The organism is Rhodopila globiformis (assembly GCF_002937115.1).
Classification (GTDB): Bacteria; Pseudomonadota; Alphaproteobacteria; order Acetobacterales; family Acetobacteraceae; genus Rhodopila; species Rhodopila globiformis.
Genome location: NZ_NHRY01000036.1, coordinates 1 through 22,547, shown reverse-complemented (window position 1 = coordinate 22,547; position 22,547 = coordinate 1). Strand labels below are relative to the sequence as shown.

19 protein-coding genes, 1 tRNA gene and 1 pseudogene are annotated in these 22,547 nt (G+C 67.7%); 10 read left to right on the top strand and 11 right to left on the bottom strand.

Annotated features, from left to right (window positions below):
- Positions 1-39: 39 nt before the first annotated feature.
- From CCS01_RS01755 to CCS01_RS01730, 6 genes are all read right to left on the bottom strand, one after another.
- Positions 40-1,032, bottom strand: coding sequence for a branched-chain amino acid ABC transporter permease (locus tag CCS01_RS01755; protein WP_104517111.1), 993 nt, complete (start codon positions 1,030-1,032; stop codon positions 40-42).
- 10 nt (positions 1,033-1,042) lie between these two features.
- Entirely contained in the window at positions 1,043-1,909 is an 867-nt protein-coding gene (locus tag CCS01_RS01750) for a branched-chain amino acid ABC transporter permease (protein WP_104517110.1), read from the bottom strand.
- Positions 1,910-1,915: 6 nt separating this feature from the next.
- Positions 1,916-2,617, bottom strand: a complete 702-nt coding sequence (locus tag CCS01_RS01745) for an ABC transporter ATP-binding protein (RefSeq protein ID WP_104517109.1) — start codon at positions 2,615-2,617, stop codon at positions 1,916-1,918.
- On the bottom strand, positions 2,618-3,337 hold the full coding sequence (locus CCS01_RS01740) for an ABC transporter ATP-binding protein (protein ID WP_104517108.1): 720 nt from the start codon (positions 3,335-3,337) through the stop codon (positions 2,618-2,620).
- A 4-nt stretch (positions 3,338-3,341) separates the two neighbouring features.
- Complete coding sequence (locus tag CCS01_RS01735; RefSeq protein ID WP_104517107.1) at positions 3,342-4,622, bottom strand: ABC transporter substrate-binding protein; 1,281 nt, start codon at positions 4,620-4,622, stop codon at positions 3,342-3,344.
- A 593-nt stretch (positions 4,623-5,215) separates the two neighbouring features.
- Complete coding sequence (locus CCS01_RS01730) at positions 5,216-6,421, bottom strand: acyl-CoA dehydrogenase family protein (protein WP_104517106.1); 1,206 nt, start codon at positions 6,419-6,421, stop codon at positions 5,216-5,218.
- A gap of 429 nt (positions 6,422-6,850) precedes the next feature.
- Between CCS01_RS01730 and tpiA the strand changes: the two genes are divergently transcribed.
- The 4 genes from tpiA to CCS01_RS01710 all read left to right on the top strand — a co-directional run bounded on the left by tpiA (position 6,851) and on the right by CCS01_RS01710 (position 10,316).
- On the top strand, positions 6,851-7,588 hold the full coding sequence (tpiA, locus tag CCS01_RS01725) for a triose-phosphate isomerase (protein ID WP_104517105.1): 738 nt from the start codon (positions 6,851-6,853) through the stop codon (positions 7,586-7,588).
- 67 nt (positions 7,589-7,655) lie between these two features.
- Complete coding sequence (gene secG, locus CCS01_RS01720) at positions 7,656-7,994, top strand: preprotein translocase subunit SecG (RefSeq protein ID WP_104517104.1); 339 nt, start codon at positions 7,656-7,658, stop codon at positions 7,992-7,994.
- A gap of 217 nt (positions 7,995-8,211) precedes the next feature.
- On the top strand, positions 8,212-9,843 hold the full coding sequence (locus CCS01_RS01715) for a CTP synthase (protein ID WP_104517103.1): 1,632 nt from the start codon (positions 8,212-8,214) through the stop codon (positions 9,841-9,843).
- A 134-nt stretch (positions 9,844-9,977) separates the two neighbouring features.
- A complete protein-coding gene (locus CCS01_RS01710; protein ID WP_104517102.1) occupies positions 9,978-10,316 on the top strand; it encodes a hypothetical protein in 339 nt (112 codons plus the stop codon).
- A gap of 78 nt (positions 10,317-10,394) precedes the next feature.
- On the opposite strand, the gene CCS01_RS01705 is transcribed toward CCS01_RS01710, so the two are convergent.
- A complete protein-coding gene (locus tag CCS01_RS01705; RefSeq protein ID WP_104517101.1) occupies positions 10,395-11,603 on the bottom strand; it encodes a CAP domain-containing protein in 1,209 nt (402 codons plus the stop codon).
- Between the two features lie 798 nt (positions 11,604-12,401).
- Here CCS01_RS01705 and CCS01_RS01700 point away from each other — a divergent pair.
- From CCS01_RS01700 to CCS01_RS01685, 3 genes are all read left to right on the top strand, one after another.
- Positions 12,402-16,406, top strand: coding sequence for a PAS domain S-box protein (locus CCS01_RS01700; protein ID WP_158258186.1), 4,005 nt, complete (start codon positions 12,402-12,404; stop codon positions 16,404-16,406).
- 134 nt (positions 16,407-16,540) lie between these two features.
- Positions 16,541-16,993: a DUF29 domain-containing protein gene (locus CCS01_RS01695; RefSeq protein WP_104517099.1), complete on the top strand. Its 453-nt coding sequence runs from the start codon at positions 16,541-16,543 to the stop codon at positions 16,991-16,993.
- A gap of 86 nt (positions 16,994-17,079) precedes the next feature.
- A complete protein-coding gene (locus CCS01_RS01685; protein WP_193540094.1) occupies positions 17,080-17,748 on the top strand; it encodes a DUF29 domain-containing protein in 669 nt (222 codons plus the stop codon).
- Positions 17,749-17,799: 51 nt separating this feature from the next.
- Here the strand turns inward: CCS01_RS01685 and CCS01_RS01680 are convergent, their stop codons facing one another.
- A complete protein-coding gene (locus tag CCS01_RS01680; protein ID WP_104517096.1) occupies positions 17,800-19,560 on the bottom strand; it encodes a chloride channel protein in 1,761 nt (586 codons plus the stop codon).
- A 154-nt stretch (positions 19,561-19,714) separates the two neighbouring features.
- Here CCS01_RS01680 and CCS01_RS01675 point away from each other — a divergent pair, with 154 nt between their 5' ends.
- A complete protein-coding gene (locus tag CCS01_RS01675) occupies positions 19,715-20,128 on the top strand; it encodes a MarR family winged helix-turn-helix transcriptional regulator (RefSeq protein WP_104517095.1) in 414 nt (137 codons plus the stop codon).
- A 184-nt stretch (positions 20,129-20,312) separates the two neighbouring features.
- A tRNA-Met gene (locus CCS01_RS01670) sits at positions 20,313-20,387 on the top strand.
- Positions 20,388-20,489: 102 nt separating this feature from the next.
- Here CCS01_RS01670 and CCS01_RS01665 read toward each other — a convergent pair.
- The 3 genes from CCS01_RS01665 to CCS01_RS33450 all read right to left on the bottom strand — a co-directional run bounded on the left by CCS01_RS01665 (position 20,490) and on the right by CCS01_RS33450 (position 22,200).
- Entirely contained in the window at positions 20,490-20,696 is a 207-nt protein-coding gene (locus tag CCS01_RS01665; protein ID WP_104517094.1) for a DUF2795 domain-containing protein, read from the bottom strand.
- A 183-nt stretch (positions 20,697-20,879) separates the two neighbouring features.
- The gene (locus tag CCS01_RS01660; protein ID WP_104517093.1) at positions 20,880-21,707 is read right to left on the bottom strand and encodes an FkbM family methyltransferase; all 828 of its coding nucleotides are present in this window, start codon (positions 21,705-21,707) and stop codon (positions 20,880-20,882) included.
- A 346-nt stretch (positions 21,708-22,053) separates the two neighbouring features.
- A complete protein-coding gene (locus CCS01_RS33450; RefSeq protein WP_158258185.1) occupies positions 22,054-22,200 on the bottom strand; it encodes a hypothetical protein in 147 nt (48 codons plus the stop codon).
- Between the two features lie 251 nt (positions 22,201-22,451).
- On the opposite strand from CCS01_RS33450, the pseudogene CCS01_RS34935 reads away from it, so the two are divergent.
- Positions 22,452-22,547 (top strand): annotated as a pseudogene (locus CCS01_RS34935) (IS5/IS1182 family transposase); the annotation flags it as partial.

The following is a 22,547-nucleotide window of genomic DNA, read 5'->3' as shown; positions in this document are numbered from 1 at the left end:
CTCTCAATCGGCGACTTTGGCCAAGAGCCGTTACACCTGCTACAGTCGCGACCCATGATGAGAAACCGGAACGAGATCCCGCGCCAGGCGCCGGCGGATCAGGCCCCAAAGGCCGCGCGGCTCGATCAGGATCACGGCGATGGACAGAGCGCCCAGCAGCATCAGGTGCCAGGTGCCAAAGTCCGACAGGTACTCCCGCAGGACAAAGAACAGGATCGTTCCCAGCACAGGTCCCTCCAGGCTGCCGACGCCACCGATCACGACATTGAAGATGACAAACACCGTGTAGTCGATGATGCTGAATGAAGCCGCCGGAGAGATACGCAGCTTTTGCAGCGTGGCGATGGCTCCGGCGAGACCGAGGAACGGCGCCGTCCACAGGAAGCACAACATGCGCGCCCGCACCAGGTCGACGCCGACGGCGCCTGCCCCTTCCTCGTTGTCACGCATCGCCATCAGTCCGATGCCAACCCGGCTCCGCAACAGCAGCCACGTGCTGAAAAATGCGGTCGCCGCCAGGACAAGGGCCAGCCAGTAGACAACGATGAAGCGCTCGGCCGGGCGTGCGCCCAGGGCGCGCAGGACCGGCAGCGGCAGGCTGACGCCGGAGCCGCCGCCAAAGGCCGAGAGCTTGCCGGCCACCAGCATGAACAACTCCGCCACCACCCAGGTGCCGATGGCCAGGTACATGGCGCGCAACCGGAACACGATCGCCATGGCCGGCAGCGCCAGCGCCAGGGCAACGAGGCCGGCAAGCAGGATGGCCGCCGGCGGCCTGATCTGGGCCAACGCCGCGAAGCCGTAGAACGCATAGGCGCCGATACCGACAAATGCATGCTGACCGACCGTCACCACGTCCGCATAACCGGCCAGCAGGTTCCACATCAGCGCCAGCACCAGCATGGTCAGGAATTCCGTCAGGACCGAGATGGTTCCGAGCCCGAACACCCAGGGCGCCACCGCGAGCATGAGCATCCCCGCAACGAGCACCGCCCGTCCGGCAACCACGCGAGGCGATTGTGACCGCAGCATCGGATGGCCTTCAGTATTTCGGGAAGAATCCCTGTGGTCTCAGAAGAAAAATCAGCAGGAAGGCGGCGTGCCCGGCAATTGCCTGCCACGCCGCATCGAATTCGCCGCCAATGCTTTGCGCCACGCCCAGGACGATGCCGCCGGCCAGGGTGCCCCACAGGCTGCCCAGCCCGCCCAGCACCACGGCCTCGAAGGCGATCAGCAGGCGGCTCGGCCCGCTCGCGGGATCGAAGTTCATCTGCAATCCCATGAAGCAGGCGGCAACCGCTGCCGTTGCGCCGACGACAGCCATCGCGGCGGCGAAAATCCGCGGCGTCGGCAAGCCGATCAGGTTGGCGGCCGCGACATCGTCGGATGCCGCGCGGATGCGGGCGCCAAGGCGCGAGCGATACAGCAGCAGGTCCAGCAGCCACACCATGACAATGGCCGTGAGCAGTGTCAGCAGCGGCAGGATGCCCACGTAAAGGCCGGGCGCGACCTGCCACGTCGCCGTTTCCAGCGCGCCGCCGGGGAGCTTGCGCGTATCCGCGCCAAAACCCTGCAACAACCCGTTCTGGATGATGATCGCGATGCCAAAGGTGATCAGCAGCACCAGCAACGGATTCTGCCCGGTCACGCGCTGCAGCAGCAAGCGTTGCAGCGCATAAAACAGCGCGCAGGACAGCGGCACGACCAGGACCAGGCTCAGCAACGGATGGATGCCAAGCCCCGTGCACACCGCCAGGGTCAGGAACGAGAGCAGCACGATCAGGTCGCCATGCGCGATATTGACGAAGCGCAGCACGCCAACCGTCAGCGACAGCCCGAGCGCGAACATGCAGTACAGTCCACCTAGCAGCACGCCCTGGATGGCCTGGTCTGCGATCGCTGCGGCCATGGCGCCTCAGGCTCCGAAATAGTGCTGCATGATACTGTCCCGATCGGTCTCGGCCGGTCGGCCGGACAGCACAACCCGGCCTTCGAGCAGGCAGTAAAAGCGATCGCATACGGCCAGAGAGCGGCTGATATCCTGCTCGACCAGCACGACCGTAATGCCGCGCCGGCGGATCTCCGGCATCAGCGCATAGATCCGGTCAACGATCCGCGGCGCCAGCCCGAGACTCAGCTCGTCGCACAACAGCAGCCGCGGATCAGCCAGCAGGGCGCGTCCAAGCGCGGCCATCTGCTGCTCGCCGCCGGACAACTGGCCGGCGCGTTGGTGGCGCCGCGCCAGCAGGACCGGGAACATCGCGTAGATCTCGGCCACGCGCAGTCCGCCGCGCCGCCCCAGGTCCCAGCCGATGGCAAGGTTCTCCTCCACCGTCAGCGACGGAAACAATCGCCGGCCTTCCGGCACCAGGGCAATGCCGGCTGCCACGATCGCCGGCGTCGGCAGCGCGGCAATATCGCGCCCGGCAAAGCGGATGGCGCCGCTCACCCGACCGGCCTGGCCCATAATGGCGTTGAGCAGCGAGGACTTTCCGGCCCCGTTGGCACCGATGATCGCAACGACTTCACCGCGCCCGACCGCCAGGCTGATCTCGTGCAGCGCCTGGAACCGACCGTATGACACCGACAGCCCGTGGACGGAAAGCAGCGGTTCCACTCACCGGCCTTCCGTGCCGAGATAGACGTCCTGCACGCGGGAATTGGCCAGCACGGCGTCGGGCGCGCCTTCGGCCAGCACGCCGCCGTCGTGCAGCACCGCCAGCCGGGTCGCAATCCGCCGCAGGGTCTGCACGACGTGCTCGATCCAGACCACCGCCATGTCCGGCGTCTGGGCCCGGCGGACGATACCAATCAGGGTCGCGCATTCCGGTTCGGTCAGTCCGCCGGCGATCTCGTCCAGCAGCAGCAGTTTCGGCGCGACCGCCAGCGCCTTGCACAGTTCGAGGCGCTTCAGGTCGAGCAAGGTCAGCGCTCCCGCCGTCCGCGCTTGCTGGGCGGCGAGACCGGCAAGCGCCAGCACCGCCTCGGCACGGCGGCGGCCCTGCCGCAAGCTGGCACGACTGCCATGCACGGCGGCGACGAGAACGTTTTCAAACACGCTCATATGCGCGAAGGGACGTGGAACCTGATAGGTGCGACCGATGCCAAGCCGGCACCGGTCCCAGGGCGGCAGTCCGGTGATGTCGCGCCCACTCAGGCGGATCGTACCAGCGGTGGGCGGCAGCACGCCGGCGATCAGGTTGAACAGCGTGCTCTTTCCGGCGCCGTTCGGCCCGATGATGCCGAGCACCTCGCCGGGTTGGACGGAGAGCGAGAGATCCTCGATCACCCGGAGCCTGCCAAAGCTCCGGCTGAGCCCCGCGACTTCCAGCAGCACGTGGCTAGCTGCCGTAGGTCATCGGCTCGGGATGGCCGCCGAGCGGGACTTCGGGCACGTCCTTGTTGTCCACGATCACCAGTTCCAGCGGCCATTTCTTTCCCTTGCGCCATTGGCCGGCGACGACCAGGGTCTCTGCTGTATTCGGGAACGGTCCCTTGCTGAAGTTGATCGGCCCGACGATCGACTTGCAGTCCGTCGTGCGCAGCGCATCCCGGATCGATTCGGGTTTGTCGAGATCCTGCGTGCGTTTCAGCACGTCGAAGCAGACCTCGAGCAGTGAATGCCGGAACCCCAGCGCCATTGACGCCTGCCGGTTGCTGGCCTTTTCGTATTCATCGGCAAGTTCCGCGCAGCTCTGGCCGGTCATGGTCGAGCTGTACGGATGGAAGCGCGACCACCACACCTCGACGGCGAAATTGATGGCCCGATCCCCATAGGGATAAACGCCAGGCGGAAACTCGCCGACTTTGCCCGGTGTCACAACCCGTGGCCGATAGGCCTGACGCGCCGCTTCATTCCAGAATGTGGTGAAATCCGGCGATGGCAGCACTGCCAGGGCCGCGTCGGCGTTGGCCGACTTGAAGGCGGCAATCTGGGCATTGAAGTTGCTGGCTGGAAGGTCGAAACGGCCAGGATCGACCACTGTGAAGCCGGCCTTCTGGAAAATCGGCGGCATGACCTGCGCGAACGCATTGCCATCGGTATCGTTGGCCCACAGGACACCCAGATGCTTTGTGACACTGAGCCTGTCCCAGACGGATATAAAAGTGCCAACCACCTGGCCTGCGGAGAAGAAGAAATTATAGGTCCAGTCGAACCCTTTTTTTGGATCGCCATGGCGGCCGAAGAAATACGGTTCGAGCGGCGCATCGTTGGTCAGGCACGGCACGCCGTTCGCCTCGCACTGATCCGATACCGGATTGACCGTCTCCGGCGTGGCGAAGGCGCACATGATATCGACCTTGTCCTTGAGGATAAGGTCGAGCGCGACTTCCGACGCCCGGTTCGGATTGGACTGGCTGTCCTTCGCCAGGATCTGGAAGGGATGATTGGCGCCGTTGATCGGCAGCATGCCGCCATAGGTGCGCCTGACCTGGTCCAGCACGAACGGCACGTGCTCGGTGAACAGGGCGAGCGACCCGGTCATCGGCATGATCAGGCCGATCCTTAGGGTGCGTGGCGCGGCGATGGCGGGGCGTGCGAGCGGCAGGCCGGTTGCCGCCGCAACAGCGAGGCTCTTCAGTATGGGGCGCCGCCCCAATTGCCTGCAGTGGGTGTTCATGGGACGCCTCCTGCAATTACTGTTTTATGTTCAGTAAATCACGGCAGAGGAACCGCCGTAAATAATTTCCCGCGAAATTGATACTCTGGATTGTCTCCTATGAAAATGCGATCTCCTATGAAAACGCGGTCTGGCAGGGGCCGCGGCGCAAGGTCGTCTCCCTATGGTCATGGCCGGGCGTGTCCCTACGGGATGCACACATCTCGGAAACGGTTCGCCGCTGCGTTTCCCTTTCGTCATGGCCCGGCTTGTCCGGGCCACCTGTCGCGGCACACGTGCTGGAATAGGTGGCCCGGACAAGCCGGGCCATGACGATGGGGGAACGCTCTTGGCGCCCAGGCAAGCACTTGATTTTACGGTCATTTCCGACTCGTTTCCAGGATGTGTGCATTGCGTAGGGCGTGTCCCCATGCGTATCAGGATAGGGCGGCGGCTGGAGAAGGATTTGGTGCCCGGTCCGTTGCCTCACCATCATGGTCTGGCGTGTCCGGATCATGACGATTAAGCAATAATCGTGCCGCCGCTCGGCTATGCTGGCGCTCCATGCCGGTCAGCCCTACTGGACCGGGTCGCGAGATCCAGCCTGTGACCAATCAGAACAGCCACCGCAGTGGCTCCAGCCCGAACAGCAGGCGCCCGGCCATCTCATAGGTGCGCAGCGATCCTGCGACGTGCTGGTTCATGGTCAGGATGTCACGCAGGCACCGGTCCAACGGTCCTTTCGCATAAACCGCAGTCCCGCCCGCCGCTTTGTAGACAAGCTGCACGGCCTCCACGCACGCGCCGATGATGTGGGCATGGGCGGTGGTGAACCGGGCCAGTTGCAGCGCCGACGGTGGCCGGCCCGCGACCAGCGTCTGCCACAGCGCGCCCATCTCATCGAAATAGTACGCGCGAACCGAGGCCAGCAGCGTATCGGCCCGCCCCACCGCTTCCTGAACGAAGACCTCCTCACGCAGCATCCTGGGCGCCTCAGGACGATCGCCGAGGGTGTATCGGCGGGCAGGTCTTGTCGCTGCGTTCTCGATCAGCGCATCGACCGCATGGCGGGCAATGCCGAGCGCCGCAGCCCCTCCCTTGGCAATGAACAGGAACGGGAAGGCATGCAGCGGGCCGGGCCGCCTGACCACCGCCGGATCCTGGAAGCTGAAGGTCTGCTCCGCCGGAACAAAGACGTCGCGCACCAGGATATCGTTGCTGCCCGTGCCGCGCAGCCCCGTCGTGTGCCAGGTGTCGAGGATTTCGCACTGGGAAACCCGGAGGAAGCATTGCCGGGTTTCCGGCACACCCTGCGCATCCGTCCGCGGCGCGCCATCCTGGTGAACGATGCAGCCGAGCCACGCCCACTCGCTGTGGTGGCATCCGCTGACGAACGGGAACCGTCCCTCGACACGATAGCCGCCTGCCACGCGGGTGGCCTTGCCGGTCGGCGTGGCGGCGGCGCCGGTGGCGACCCGGATGTCGGGATACATCGCGCGCGCCACGTCCTGGTCGAGAAATCCGCTGACATAGCCGCTGTCGCAGCCGATCATGGCGCACCAGCCGACGGATCCGTCGGCCATGGCCAGCGTCTCGATAATGCGGAACTGCGTCAGCGGGTCCAGTTCCGGACCGCCCCAGGCGCGCGGCATCACCATGCCGAAGATACCGGCATCCTTCATGGCTTTGGCGACGGGCGGCGGGATGCGGCGTGCCTGCTCGATCTCGTCGCCTGCGGCTGCGATCTGCGGCGCCAGGGCGATGGCGGCGTGAAGGATTGGCGAGTCATCCGCTGACGCCGTACCGGCGGTCCATGTCATGGCGCTTCTCCCCGTTTGTTGCTATAGCGTTCGAATTTGGTCGGCCTAAGCCCGGGCGTGGAAACCTGGCGGTGATGACCGGCCTGATTGCACGCGCCGCACCGGTCTTTCGCCTGCACAGGTGCGGCCTGTCGGCCTGAGATCAGCCGCTGTCCGGTTTGTGGTTGTTGAGCCTCGATGCCTGATCGACAAGCACAAGTTAGAAGACAAACGCATGAGGCTCTCCGGCTCAAGGGCGATCTTGCACGGGCCGGGCAAAATTTTCACACCGCGCTCACCTGGGCCCGCCGCCAGCGGGCGAAAATTTCTGCAACCGCGTCCATCGATCAGCCTCGCGCGGCTTTGGCCGGTCCGGGGGCGGCGCCGCTCCCCACTTGACGCGGGAAAAACTTCCGCTAGCAGCACTCCCACGAAAGACGGAGGACGCCCGTGCCACAGCTTATCGCCGGCAACTGGAAGATGCATTGCCTGACTGCCGACGCCATCGCCCTTGCCGAGGCGGTCGCCGCCGGCGCCGCCGGCATCACCGCCGAGCTGCTGGTCTGCCCGACCGCCCTGCATGTCGCCGCCGTGGCGAAAGCCCTTGCCGGTTCCCCCGTCGCCGTCGGCGGCCAGGACTGCCACCAGACGCCGCAGGGCGCGCACACCGGCGACATCGCCGCGCCGATGCTGCGCGACGCCGGCGCCAGCTACGTTATCCTCGGCCACTCCGAGCGCCGGCAGAACCACGACGAAACCGACGAACTGATCCGCGAGAAGACCATCGCGGCCGTGGAGGCCGGCCTGACCCCCATCGTCTGCGTCGGCGAGACGCTCGACCAGCGCACCGGCGGGCAGGAGACCGAGGTCGTCGGCTGGCAGATCGCCGGCAGCCTGCCGAAGCCGTTCGCGGGCGTCGTCGCCTATGAACCCGTCTGGGCCATCGGCACCGGCAAGACCGCGACCGAGCAGGACGTCGCCACCATGCACGCCTTCATCCGCGAGGAACTGGTGCGCCAGTTCGGCGAGGACGGGCACGGCATCCGGATTCTCTACGGCGGCTCGGTCAAGGCGTCCAACGCCGCCGCGCTGCTGGCGGTGCCGCATGTCGGCGGCGCACTCGTGGGTGGCGCCAGCCTCAAGGCGGATGAATTTCTAACGATTGCCCGCGCCGCCCGGTCCGGGTAAGAGGGCGCGCGGCGATGCCCGTGCCCCGGGCTCCATCGCCCCCTTGCTGTTGGGAAAGTCTTGGCCGTTGAATACCGTCCTGCTGATCATCCACCTGTTCGTCACCATCGCCCTGATCGGCGTCGTGCTGATCCAGCGCAGTGAAGGCGGAGGCCTGGGGATCGGCACCTCCCAGGGCATGGGCTCGTTCATGGGCGGGCGCGGCACCGCCAACCTGCTGACGCGCACGACGGCGATCCTGGCGACCATCTTCATGGGCCTGTCGTTGACGCTGGCGCTGCTGAACCGCGGCGCCGGCAGCGCCAACCACTCGATTCTCGAGACCGTGCCGGCGCAGACGACCCCGGCGCCAGCCCCCGCAAAGCCGCCGCCGCCGCCGGCCGGACCGTCCGCGCCGACGAACTAGGACCGGGCGGCTTCAACGTTGCCAGGTGGGCGCCGGCCTCTCGTCGCCCTGCCGGGCGCAGGCCTGTCGCCTGTGCCTGGGTAGCCGCCGTGACGGGGGGCAGCGCCCGCGCCAACCGGCAACCGCTGTGACGAAATCAGCGGGACTTTTCTGAATTTCTTGATTTTTCACCATCGGGCTTCCATTGGCCCGATTCGGCTTGTTATGAAGGTCGCCCATGACGCGATACGTGTTCGTTACCGGCGGCGTGGTCTCCTCCCTCGGCAAAGGCATCGCAGCGGCAGCACTCGGCGCGCTGCTGCAGGCCCGCGGCTACCGGGTGAAGCTGCGCAAGCTCGACCCCTACCTGAACGTCGATCCGGGCACCATGAGTCCATACCAGCACGGCGAAGTGTTCGTCACCGACGACGGCGCCGAGACCGACCTGGACCTCGGCCACTACGAACGCTTCACCGGGGTGCACGCCACGAAGCTGGACAACGCCACAACCGGCCGCATCTACAGCGAGGTGATCGCCCGCGAGCGGCACGGCGACTACCTGGGCGCCACGGTACAGGTGATTCCGCACATCACCGACGCCATCAAGGAAGTGGTGCTGCGCGGCACCGAGGACTTCGACTTCGTCCTGGTGGAAATCGGCGGCACCGTCGGCGACATCGAGAGCCTGCCGTTCCTGGAGGCGATCCGCCAGATGGGCAACGAGCTAGGGCCGGAGCAGGCGATGTTCGTGCACCTGACGCTGGTGCCGTACATCCCCTCGGCCGGGGAACTGAAGACCAAGCCGACGCAGCACTCGGTGAAAGAGCTGCTGAACGTCGGCATCCAGCCGCAGATGCTGCTGTGCCGCTGCGACCGGCCGATCCCGGCGAACGAGCGGCGCAAGATCGCGCTGTTCTGCAACGTCCGGACCGAGGCGGTGATCCCGGCGCTGGACGTCGATACCATCTACCAGGTGCCGATCGCCTACCATGCCGAGGGGATGGACAAGGAGCTGCTGCGGCATTTCGGCCTGCCGTGCGACTCCGAGCCCGACCTGACGCGCTGGCGGCGGATCGTCGAAACCGTGCAGACCCCGGAAGGCGAGGTCCGCATCGCCGTGGTGGGCAAGTACACCAACCTGCTGGACAGCTACAAGTCGCTGGCCGAGGCGCTGGCGCATGGCGGCATCGCCAACCGGGTGAAGGTCCACCTGGACTGGGTGGACAGCGAGATCTTCGAGCACCCCGGCGCGATCCACCGGCTGGAGGACGTGCACGGCATCCTGGTCCCCGGCGGCTTCGGCGAGCGCGGCACGTCCGGCAAGATCGAGGCGGTGCGCTTCGCCCGCGAGCACAAGGTGCCGTTCCTGGGCATCTGCTTCGGCATGCAGATGGCGGTGATCGAGGCGGCACGGAACCTGGCCGGGCTGCAAGAGGCGTCGTCGACCGAGTTCGGCCCGTGCGACACCCCGGTTGTCGGTCTGCTGACCGAATGGGCGCGCGGCAACCAGATCGAGCGGCGGTCGGAGGCCGACGACAAGGGCGGCACGATGCGGCTGGGGGCCTATCCCGCGCTGCTGCGGGACGGCAGCCTGGTGCGGGCGATCTACGGCGGCGCGCCGGAGGTGTTTGAACGGCACCGCCACCGGTACGAGGTGAACGTCAACTTCCGCGACTGCCTGGAGGAGACCGGCCTGCTGTTCTCCGGCATGTCCCCCGACGGCGTGCTGCCGGAGATCGTCGAGCTGCCGGGGCATCCGTGGTTCGTCGGCGTGCAGTACCATCCGGAGCTGAAGTCCAAGCCGTTCGACCCGCATCCGCTGTTCGCGGGGTTCATCGCCGCGGCGGTGCGGCAGGCGCGGCTGGTGTAGACGTTGCGGCCGATCGGCGTGGCGGGAGGGGCTGGCAGGCCACGTTGACCGCGCACGACCGGAACAATAGGGTGGCGTTACAGCCGGGCCTGTTAGCATGACGCTTCGCCGCCCCGCCAATAAGGATACCACCAATGTTGGTCATGTGGGTCGCGATCGGTCTTCTGGTGTTCCACGCCTTCCTGATACCGGCGGCGCTGTCGTTCTCGTCCTTCGGCACGATGGGCCGACCGGCCGGACGGCAGGAGGGGCAGAGCGGCTGGGGACGCCGCAGCACCAAGCCGGCTGTCTATACGGTGGTTGAAACCATCCTGAGCCTGGTTACATTCAGCGCCGGGCTTGCCGGCGGCTATTGGAAACTCCAACTGCTGCCTTCTGCCGCCCTGTCGGCAACGCTTGTGCTGGCATGGCTGCTGTTCTGGTTCATCGTCCGCCCGCGTTCGGCCCGAGGATCAGCGGCGAGCCGGCCATAGCGCGGCAGGCAGTAGGCAGGCGGTAACCACAGGATTCGCCGGGAAGACCCCCCTGCCAGGACATCCCCGTTCCCGCAGTCACCCGAACGGATGGCTGGAAGACAGCGCGCCCACCGCCGGGACCGGGTGATCCGCCAGCACGCCGAGGCCGCCATGCCACGCCCGCTCACTGGCTGATGGCGCCTGGCCGGCCGCACCGTCGTGCCGATCCCACAGGGTTGACGGCGCGGCCGCCCCCGCCAGCAGGCGGCTGAGTGCGCCGCTACCCGTGGCCTGCGGCACGGCATCACCCGCCGAGCCGGACGCCGCGTCAGCCTGGGCAAGGCCGGCGCCGGTCGTCGCGGTCTGGACGCCGCCGATTTGCTGGCCGTCCACGTTGACGGTGAACTGCGCGTTGCCCTGCCAGGCGTCCTCGCTGACCGACAGGGCCAGCGTGTCCTGGCCGGCCCCCAGCACGGTCGCGGCGGCGGGCGCCGGCGTCGGTGCCGGGACGGCGGGCTCGTCCACCCGGGTGTTGAGGTCCACCTCGACATTGGCGGCGCCGATGGAGACGCTCCTGGTCACCGGCGTGGCCAGGCCGCCGCCCGAGAAAGTGACGGTATAGCTGCCGGCGCCAAGCGCCATCTGGTAGCCACCCGAGGCCCAGGTCGTGGTCTGCCAGGTCTGCCCGCTGGCCGACTTCACCACCACCGAGATGCCGCCGAGGCCCTCGCCTGGCTCGTAGAAGTTGTCGCCGTTCCCGTCGTTGTAGGCGACGACGGTCAGGAACGTGCCGCTGCTGCCCGACAGCGCGAAATCCTGGGTCGCGTCCACGGCGGCGCTGCCCTGGAAGGTGCCGCCGGCGACGCCCATCCCGGCTTCCTTGTACGCCGGGTTGAGCAGGTTCTCGCGATGACCGGCCGACTTGAAGAGCATGGTTTCCAGCGACTGGACGGTCGCGGCGGACAGGGAGACGCCCGTGCCAAAGAGGACGGCGATGTTCTCGCCCCAGACCCACGAACCGGAGAAGCTGTAGCCGGCCGCCACCATGCTGTCGCCGGGCGAACTGCCGCCCGCGCCGGTGTGGGAGAACGTGTTGGCAGCCAGCATCCAGGCGCTGTGCTGCTGCGCGGCGCTGATCAGGGCGGGGTTGAAGGCGAGCGGCGCCTCGGGCGCGCCGGAGATCGTTCCGGCGGGAAGACCATCGTTCAGCCCGATGCCGAGGCTGGCCGCGGTTGCCGTGGGATTGGCGCGAGCGGCGTTCACCAGTTCTAGAAGGTACTGTTCATAGGCTGACGGCTGGGCCATCCGTCATCCCCCGCATCTCTTGTTGCGGCACGTTACCGTTTTTTGTCCGGAAGCTGGGCGCAAGGCAACCACACATCGCGGTGAGGTCCTGCCCGGCGCGGCGAAAGATGCAGATGATAAGGAATCGTCACGAAGAAAACAAATATATTATATCGAAACATAATGCCCGGGATTCCTCACACCATCGCCCGGACCGGCTCTGGCTTGGACAGGCGGCGCCTGCGTTCCCGCTGATTGAGCGTCGCTGGCGGCGGACGTGCAGCCATCACGATCGGTGAAAATGGGCGAGGTCGGTGCCTCCCCGTCATGGTGGGCGCAGGCCCCATTGGCGTTAAAATAGGGCTGGCTGTTGCCTCCTCGTCATGGCCCGGCTTGTCCGGGCCACCTATTCCAGCACTGTGCCGCGACAGGTGGCCCGGACAAGCCGGGCCATGACGGAATGGCAAGCATCGTGCCGCCGCCACGCTATGTCCCCCTGATCCCCTGTGGCCCTCCGTCACCCTCGGCTTACTTCTCTGTGCAAACAAAAATACGCCATCAGCCACGCTGCCGCCGCCAGGGACGCACCGCCCGTATCAAACCGCAGCCAACGCCAGCTACGAAAGCCCCCCTGTTCCTCCACCACCCCGTCTCGCCCGTTGGTTGAATTGTGTGGCACTCACCGCAAGAGCAACGGTATAACCCCAGAAATCGCAATAATACGTTTCGAATAATGATACTTCATGACGAGATATGCAGGCGGCCGCCGCGCATGGGGCGCTGCGAAGCGTTGAACGACCAAATCCACGGGTTGCCGCGATGAACGCCATCCCTCCCGGACTGCCGGCCTCCTGTGAGGAACGCGCCGGCGCGCCGGGTGCCCTTCAGCATCCGCCAATCGGCGCGTGCCTGCTCGACCGCGACCTGCGCTGCCTGAGTCTGAGCGGGAACCTGGCGGCGATGCCCGGCCTGCCGCTTGCGGCGCAGCTCGGCGGCAGCGTCGCCGAGGCGTTGCCGGCGCTGTTCCCCGGCGTCGAGCAGGCCCTGCGGAACGCGCTGGCCGGCGAGACCGTGGACGGGATCGAAATCCGGGGCGAGGCACTCAGCCCGGCGGCGACGGGCCGCGTCTTCGTCATGTCGCTGCAGCCGATGCAGGGCCGGGACGAAGACAGTGCCGGCGTGTTGCTCTCGTTCCTGGACGTCACCGCGCAGCGGCAGACCGAAGCGGCGCTGGAGGCCCGCACCCGCGACCTGGAGGAAGTGGAACGGATCGCCACGCTGGGCTCCTGGACCTGGCTGGTGGGCACGCAGGAATTCACCTGGTCCGACCAGCTCTACCGGATCTTCGGCCGTGATCCCGCCAGCTTCCAGCCGACGCTCGACGGCACCCTCGCGAGCATGCACCCTGACGACCGCAAGCCCACCATGGAGCGCCTGCAGGCGGCGGTGCGCGACAAGGTGAACCACGGCCGCGAGTTCCGGGTCGTGTGGCCCGACGGCACGATCCGCCATTGCTGGGCCGAGGTCCGCCTGGATACCGACAGCGCCGGCACCGTCGTCCAGGTCCACGGCGTCTGCCAGGACATCACCGCCCGCAAGCTGACCGAGGAGGCGCTGCGGGAGAAGGAGGAACACTACCGCCACCTGGTCGAGCTTGGCGCGCAGATCCCCTGGACCGCCGCGCCGGACGGCACCGTCCTCGAGGTCGGCCGGCGCCTGCAGGCCCTCTCGGGCGTGACCCCGGACGAAACCATCGGCACCGCGTGGGCAAGGCTGGTGCATCCGGATGACCACACCCGGACCATGGAGGCCTGGTCACGCTCGCTGCGCTCCGGCGCGCCGCTGGATATCGAGTACCGCGTCTGCCTTCCCAATGGGGCCGTGGAATGGCTGCGGATTCGCGCCGCGCCGCGCTTCGACGACGACGGACGCATCCTGCGCTGGTACGGGACAGCCGAGAACGTGAACGAACGCCGGGCTACGCAGGAGGCCCTGCGCGAGAGCGAGGCCCGCTTCCGCGCCATGTTCGAGCAAGCCGCGGTCGGCATTGCCGAGGGCAGCCTCGACGGCCGGTGGCTGCGGGTCAATCCCCGGCTGTGTGAACTGATCGGCTACACCGAGCGGGAACTGCTGGAACGCACCTTCCAGGATATCACCCATCCCGACGACGTTGACCGTAACGTTGCCGAGATGCGGGCGCTGCTCGCGGACGAGGTCGATCATCTCCGGATCGAGAAGCGCTACCTGACCAGGGACGGCGGCATCGTCTGGGCCTTGCTGACCGTCTCGCTCATCCGCGGCCAGGACGGCGCGCCCGTTCGCTTCATTGCCATCATCCAGGACATCTCGCAGCGCAAGCAGATCGAGGCGGCGCTGCGGGAGAGCGAGGAACACTACCGCTACGCGGTCGAGCTCAGCCCGCAGATGCCGTGGATCGCGGCACCGGACGGCGCCATTCTGGACGTCGGGCCGCGCTGGCTCGCCCTCACCGGGCTGACGCTCGAGGAGACCTGCGGCAGGGGTTGGATCCAGACGGTGCATCCCGACGACCGGCCGGCGGTGCTGGCGCAGTGGGCGCGCTGCCTGGCCAGCGGCGAGCCGTTCGATACCGAATACCGCGTCCGGGTTCCCGCCGACGGCATGTGGCACTGGCTGCGGGTACGCGCGGCGCCACGGTGTGACGGCGACGGGCGCGTCCTGCGCTGGTATGGGATGGCCGAGGACGTGCATGACCGCAAGGTTGCGCAGGACGCCCTGCGTGACAGCGAGGCGTTCGCCCGCAGCGTGCTCGACAGCAGTCCGGACTGCATGAAGGTCATCGGCCTCGACGGGCGCCTGCAGTTCATCAGCGGCCCCGGCCTGCGCGCGATGGAGATCGACGACTTCGCCACGCGGCGCGGCCAGGCCTGGGAAACGCTGTGGCCCGCCGGTTACGCGGCCCAGGCACGCGAGGCGGTGCGGCAGGCCAGGTCGGGCGCCGTTGCGCGCTTCACCGCCTTCCGCCCGACCGTCAAGGGCACGCCAAGGTGGTGGGATGTCTCGGTCAGCGCCATTCCCGGCTCCGACGGACGCCCGGTGCGCCTGCTGATCGTCTCGCGCGACGTGACCCGGGCCAAGCAGGCGCAGGACGAGATCGAGCGCATCCGCGCCGAGGTGCAGGCCGCGGCCGAGCGTCTCTCGGCCGTGCTTGAAAGCACGACGGATGGCGTCATCCTGCTCGGCCACGACTGGCGCGTGACCTACGTGAACCGGCAGGCCGCCGCCCTGCTCGCCCCGCGCGGGCTGCACCTCGGCGCCAGTGCCCGGGACGCCTTCCCCGAGGAGGCCTGGCAAGGCTTCCACCAGCACTGCCGGGAGGCGCGGGACGAGCAGGCGGCCACGGCGTTCGAGGCGCACCAGGCGTTGCTCGACCTGTGGCTGGAGGTGCACGCCTATCCGACCGCCGACGACGGCCTGTCGCTGTTCTTCCGCGACATCACCCAGCAGCGCCGGGCGGAGCGCGAGCGGCTGCTCGCCCAGGAACGCCTGGCGCACCTGGCCTGCCATGACGCCCTGACCGGCCTGCCGAACCGCGCGCAGTTCCGCGAGCAACTCGACGGCGCGCTGGGCGGGCTGAACCACGGCAGCCAGATCGCGGTGCTCTACCTCGACCTCGATGGCTTCAAGGCGGTGAACGACAGCTTCGGCCACCCTGCCGGCGACGCCCTGCTGTGCCAGGTCGCCGATCGGCTGCGGCGGTGCATGCGCCAGGCGGATAGGGTGGCGCGGCTCGGCGGCGACGAGTTCGCGGTGATCCAGACCGAGGTCAGCCAGCCCGAGAGCGCGGCCGCCCTGGCTCAGCGTCTCGTCGGCGTGCTCGGCGAGCCCTACGACCTCGGCAGCCACCAAGTGGTCATCGGCACCAGCATCGGCATTGCGCTGGCGCCCGAGAACGGCGTCGGGGCCGACGACCTGATCATGCGCGCCGATGTGGCGCTGTACGCGGCCAAGGCGGCTGGCCGCGGCACGCACTGCTTCTTCGAGCCGCATATGGACGAGGGCCTGCGCGACCGGCAGACGCTCAAGACCGACCTGCGGCTGGCGCTCGACCGCGGCGAGCTTGAACTGTACTACCAGCCCGTGCTGGACATCCACACCGGCCGGATCGCCTGTTTCGAGGCGCTGCTGCGCTGGCGCCATCCGCTGCGCGGGCTGGTTTCCCCCGGCGATTTCGTTCCGGTGGCGGAGGAGACCGGCCTGATCGCCCCGATTGGCAAGTGGGTGCTGCGCCAGGCCTGCCGCGAGGCGGCGCGCTGGCCTGGCGAAACCGGTGTCGCCGTCAACCTCTCGTCCTTGCAGTTCCGCAGCCGCGACCTGGTGCAGGTCGTCGCCAGGGCGTTGGCCGAAAGCGGCCTGGCGGCGCACCGGCTTGAGCTCGAGATCACGGAATCCGTGCTGCTGCGCGATACCGAGGCCAATATCGCCACGCTGTGCGCGCTGAAGGCGCTGGGCCTGCGCATCGCCATGGACGACTTCGGCACCGGCTACTCGTCGCTCAGCTACCTGCGCCGCTTCCCGTTCGACAAGATCAAGATCGACCGCAGCTTCGTCTCCGACCTGCCGGACGGCGGCGGGTCCGGCGCCATCGTGCGCGCGGTGGTTGGCCTCGGCGCGAGCCTGGGCGTCACCATCACGTCGGAGGGCGTCGAGACACCGCAGCAACTGGACTATCTGCGCGCCGAAGGCTGCGACCAGGCGCAGGGGTATCTGTTCAGCCGGCCGGTGCCCGGCGGGGAGGTGGCGGCGCTGGTCACGCGGCTGAATGGAGACGCTGACGCGGCGTGACGGCGGCGACCCGGCCGGGGTGGGTCACGCAGAGGCTGCGGCGCGGATACGGATACCGCCGACGCCGCAGGCGGTGTGGGCGACCCTGCATGACCATTGCTGGCATGAGGCCGGTTTTCGTATAAGCTGGCCGTATGCCGGATGGTCTCTACGAGCGTGACATCCTCGCCTGGTCGGAGCACCAGGCTGATCTGCTTCGCCGCCTTGCGCAGGGGGAGCGGGTGAATGACGTCGATTGGGTCCATGTTGCCGAGGAGATCGAGGACGTGGGCCTGTCGGAGTTGCACTCGGTCGAAAGCTTCCTGAATCTGATCATGCTTCATCTGCTGAAGCTTCATGCCTGGCCCGAAAGCCAGGCGTGTGGCCATTGGCGCAGTGAGATCGTCGGTTTCCAAAGAACCCTGAAGCGACGCTTCTCGCCTTCGATGCGGCGCAGGATTGACGTTGGCGGGCTCTATAACGATGCAATCGACCAGTTGCGCGCGGGTGACCCCGGCGTCCGGTTGCCGCCGGAGAATCCGTTCATCCTGGATCATCTGCTGAATGACGATTTGAGCAGCCTTCTCAGCCGCTTCCCGCCGGACTGAACGGAAACCAGGTCCGGCACCGGCGGGTAGTCGCGCAGGTCGTCGTCTTCGAGCGAGGGTTCCGGGATCTCACCCACATAGACGCGGTGGATGTTGGTCAGGAGCAGGTTGCCGGTCGGACGGACGAAGCGCACGCCATCCTGGATATGCAGCGCGATCTGGAAATCCTCGCGCCAGTTGCGCCCGGCGTGGCCGTTTGTATTCTCCGAGCCAGGATGCCAGGCAAGCCGCCGTCGCTCCACGGCCGCGGCACGCGCTTGCTGACATGTGCCTTTTCCCCTGTTAAACGTCCTCTCATGCCGGACGGTCTCTACGAGCGTGACATCCTGGCCTGGTCGGAGAATCAGGCCGATCGGCTCCGCCGCCTTGCGCGGGGGGAGCAGGTGAACGACATCGACTGGGCCCATGTTGCCGAGGAGATCGAGGACGTGGGCCTGTCGGAATTGCGCTCGGTGGAAAGCTTCCTGACCCTTGTCCTGGTGCATCTCCTGAAGCTTCACACATGGCCCGGCAATGAGGCTTGCGCGCATTGGCGCGGTGAGGTCGTTGGTTTCCAGGACGAAGCAGAGCGCCGGTTTTCGCCGTCCATGCGGCAAAGGATCGATCTCGGGAAACTCTATGCTGGCGCGGTCAGGCGATTGCAGGCGATCGACCCCAACAGCCACTTCCCGGCCGAAAACCCGTTCTTCCTCGACCAGCTTCTGACCGGGGACCTGGATGAGTTGCTGGCCCGGCTTCCGCGCGACGGGACATAGCCTCCCGTCACGCGCCGGGCAGCTTCATCGCCGCGCGCCCACCCCCCGGCATCACGCCCCGCGGACGCGTAACCGCCGCGGCCACAGCCCCTCCCGCTGCTGCTCCTCCATCGCGACAATCTGACGCACCCGCAGCAGGTCCTTCCGCGCCAGCAGGCCGACAAGGCGTTGCCCGTCGCGCGTGATCACCGGCACGCGCCCCGCCTCCGCCGCCACCATGCGATCGGCGATGTCGCCGACCGGCTCGTCCGGGTAGCAGACGATCAAGGTCGGGTCGCCGACGGCATCGCCGAGCGTGCCCTCGGGCGGGCGCCGAACCCAGTCGAGCACGTCGGCGCGCGACACCATGCCAAGCACCCGGTCTTCGGAGTCGATGACGGGATAGGACTTATGGCGCAGCCCGCCTTCGGTGAAAAAGCGGACAACGTCACGGATCGGCATGGCGGCGCGCAAGGTGTCGACCGGCGTCGCCATCACCTCCCCGACCGCCGTCAGGGCGAACGGATCGGCATGATATTCGCGCACGATGTGATGGCTGCGGCGGGCCACCTTCTCGGTCAGGATCGAGCGCTTCAGCAGCAGCGCGGTCACCGCGTAGCTGGCGGCGCAGGCGGCGAACAGCGGCACGATGGCGGCGAAGTCGCCGGTCAGTTCCACCGCGAACAGCGATGCGGTCAGCGGCGCGCGCATCGTGCCGCCCATCATCGCCGCCATCCCCAGCAGCGCCCAGAAGCCCGGTGGCGCGGCGGGCAGCACATGCCCGGCGAGCGCCCCCAGCGCGCCGCCCATGATCAGCAGCGGCGCCAGCACGCCGCCCGAGGTGCCGGACCCCAGCGACACCGCCCAGATCACCGCCTTCACCGCCAGCAGCACCGCCACCGCCGTCAGCGTCGGGTGCCCGTCCAGCAGGTGGGCGATGTTGGCATAGCCGACGCCCAGCGCCGCCGGTTCGATCAGGCCGCCGACGCCGACGACGATGCCGCCCAGCGCCGGCCACCACATCCAGTGCAGCGGCAGGTGCCCGAAGGCGTCCTCGCTGCCGTAGACCATCGCCGTCAGCACGCCGGAGCCGAGGCCGCTCAGCACGCCGATGGCCAGCCAGGCGCCGACGAATTCCGGCTGCATCGGCGTCGCGCCGGCACAGGGGAACAGCGGCGCCGCCGCCAGGACTCCGGCGCGCTCGACCGCCGCGGTGACGCAGGCGACCACCACGGGAATGAAGCTGCGCGGCTTCCACTCGAACAGCAGCAACTCGACCGCCAGCAGCACGGCGGCGATCGGCGTGCCGAACACCGCCGTCATGCCGGCCGCGGCGCCGGCCACCAGCAGCGTCTTCCGCTCGGCTGCCGTGATGTTGAACAACTGCGCGAACAGCGACCCGATGGCGCCGCCGGTCATGATGATCGGCCCCTCGGCGCCGAACGGGCCGCCGGTGCCGATGGAGATCGCCGAGGACAGCGGCTTCAGCAGCGCCACCTTCAGGCCGATGCGGCTGCGGCCGATCAGGATCGCCTCCAGCGCCTCGGGGATGCCGTGGCCGCGAATCTTCTCCGATCCGTAGCGCGCCATCAGCCCGACGATGATCGCGCCGGCGACGGGGATTGGGATGGACACGGGACCGAGATGCGCCGTCGTCAGGTCGTGCGGCGCCAGGGAAAAGTCATGGAAATAGGCCAGGTTGGTGCACAGGGTGATCAGCCGCAGCAGCACCCAGGCGGAGGCAACGCCGCCGCTGCCGATCACCAGGGCCATCGCCGCCAGCAGCAGCACGCGCCAGTCCACCGTGAAATCCGCCCCGTTCCGGGTGCTCATCAAATGCTCCGCCACTATGTCGGGATACGACATAGATGCTCGCGGCTCGCGGGAAAAGCCCTGGTTGGAAAATGGTTGTGCCGCCGCGGGCGCGGGATGATGAACGCGGCCTGGGCGACGCAGGCAGGCCACGGCCGGGACGGACAGGCGACCGATGCAGACCGAGGACATCACCGACGCGGACTACGCCACGCTGGCTGCCTTCCGCCTCGCCTTGCGGCAGTTCGCCGCCTTCAGCGAGGCCGCGGCCAAGGCGGTCGGCCTGACGCCGCGGCAGCACCAGGCGTTGCTGGCGATCAAGGGCGCCGCGCGGACCAGCCCCGGCGGGCTTGGCGTCGGGGAGATCGCCAGGGCGCTGCTGATCCGGCACAATTCCGCCGTGGAGCTGGTGGATCGCCTGGCCGATGCCGGCCTGGTGCGGCGCCAGCCGGACCCGTCGGACGGCCGCCGCAGCCTGGTGGCGGTAACCGACCAGGCGGAGCGTCTGCTGCGCGGGCTGTCGGCTGCGCATATGCAGGAACTGCGGGCGCTGCGACCGCGCCTGCTGGCGCTGCTGGATGTGCTGTGAGCGCACACCCGGGTGCGGTGGCGGAACGGCGTCCGGCGGGCGTCCGCTGCGCCGCCTGGCCGGCTCCGCCCGTCCCGGGCGGCGGTTCGTCGCAGGCGACGGTTCCGTGGCGGCCCGGGGCCGGGCGACGCAATCCGGTTGACGAACGCCGTCCGGATGCGTATTTCGCAGCCTCTCGCTGGATGGCGGCGTAGCTCAGCGGTAGAGCAGGGGAATCATAATCCCTTGGTCGGTGGTTCAAATCCGCCCGCCGCTACCATTTCCCCACCTCTCCGTTGACATGGTTGGTTTGACCGGCCCTGTTCGGTGCGGCTGCATGCCGGTGCGCCGGAACAGCCCGGACCGCCTGCCGGAGACAGCCTCAATGTTCCTTTCCGTATGCCTTCATGACGTCGGCCATGGTTTCGAACTTGCCGTCCGGCATGCCGTGGATTGTCTCCAGCACCTCCTTTTCGGCACCGTTATCCTTGGCGCACTGCTCCAGGTCCTGCCTGCTGGCCGGGAAATCCATGCCCTTCAGGTAATGGGTGATGTTCGCGGGCGCGTGCCCGCCGAGGCCACGAGTCATGTTGCTCCCCCAGTCTCGAGGACATAATCAGAAAGCATCACGCATGGCCGGCGTCGCATGCCCGCGCTCAAGTGGTGGCGACAGGCATTCCTGGGACATCGTCGCGCCGCACGGCAATTCTTCCGGGATGACCAGGCCGCACTCCGGGCAGCGGGCGAATGCCTCGGATCACCCCTGCCCCCGTCACCCCCCGCGCCGGTACAGCCGGTTCCGCCCGGAGCCGGCGCCGCGCACCGTCATCACCTCCCGCAGCCCGGAGGCGGCCAGCGGCGCCTCGATCCGCGTCGCCGCCTCGGCGGCGTTGAGTCCCTCGACCTCGATCATCAGGCTGGCCACCAGCGGCAGCGTCTCCGGCGCGCCGCGCAGGATCAGCGCCTCGGCCCCGTCGACGTCGATCTTGATATGCGTCGGCGCCGGCATCGCGAAGTCGCGGCGGAAATCGTCGATCCGGTAGGCCAGCGTCGCCTGGGAGAATATCGAATGGCTGTGCCCGAACTGGTCCGGCACCCCGGCGACGGAATTGCCGCCCGAACCGGGCGCCAGGGTCGCCAGCTCCAGCCGCGTCAGGCCGGACCGGTCGGAGAACGCCACCGGCAGCGGCAGCACGCGGTCGCCCATGCCGTTCAGCGCCAGGTGCTCGACCAGGACGGCCAGGCTGGTGGCCTTCGGCTCGAACGCGCAGACCTGCACGCCGGGAGTCAGCGCCGCATACATGGAGAACATGCCAACGGCGGCGCCGATGTCCCAGAACACGTCGCCGCCCTGGAAACTGTCGATCCAGGCCAGCATCTCCGGCTCTTCCGCGCGGAACTGCGCCGCGGCGGCGGCGAAATGCGGGCCGCGCGAGGCCAGCAGCCGCAATTCCTGGCCCTTCGCCTGGATCGTGACGGTGCCGTCCTGCTGCAGCAGGTCGATCAGCCGCGCCCGCGTCATGGCGGCACGCGGCGCGCTTTGCGGCGCCGTTGCCAGTTGCACGATGGCCCGCAACTGCCGCGCCAAGGTTCGGCTCATGTCGATCCAGTCCTGTCCTGCCCGCAATGCCCCCGCCGGGCCCTGATGACAGAAGCCCCCCGGCGCCGCCTTGTTGCCACCGTGGATCGGCTTGCGCCAGGGGGAGCGGGGGAGAAATGCGTCGTCGGCCGGCCATCCCCGCAACCGGCCGGATCGGGCGCGGCTTCATGGCGCCCCCAACAGCGTTTCCTGGTCACAGAAACCCCGCCTCCAGGGAGGCGGGGCCTGTCGGACAATGATCCTGCAATTACGCTTCCCGGGGAAGCGCATACGGTTCGTGTCCCGCGAGCGGGGCGCGGCGCGCAGCCGCCGCACGGGACAGGCAGTTAATTATCTCCCTGTCGTGTCAGGTCTTGTCCCCGCCGCCCTGGCCCATACCGGTCTTCTGTGCCACCGCGTCACTGACCCGCTTGGGGACAGCATCGCTGATCTTGTCGAACGTCAGAGCATAGGCGAGGAAAACGACGCAAAGGATCGCAATAACGACCAACATCCTGTGTCCCCTTGTCTCGTTAAGGTTACCGTTTATGTCCGACTTCCAATTTAACGCGGCGCAAACCCCGCCGCTGCATGCAGAACTGGATTGTCCGGTCGCGATGTCCTAGGGCGTGTCGTCAATTGGAGCCAGCCGAGTGAGTCTGGGCTGCAACAGTGCGGCGGAATCGTTGATCAACAAGCGGCTTCCCGATTCCAGCAGCCCCGGTTCTTCGATGCATAGGCAGTCAGCTTTGGAGAGGCTGACCGATGCATCGACATGCCTTGCGCGACGACCAGTGGGAGCGGATCAAGGACCATTTGCCGGGCCGTCCGGGGTCCGTTGGCGCGACCGCTGCGAACAAC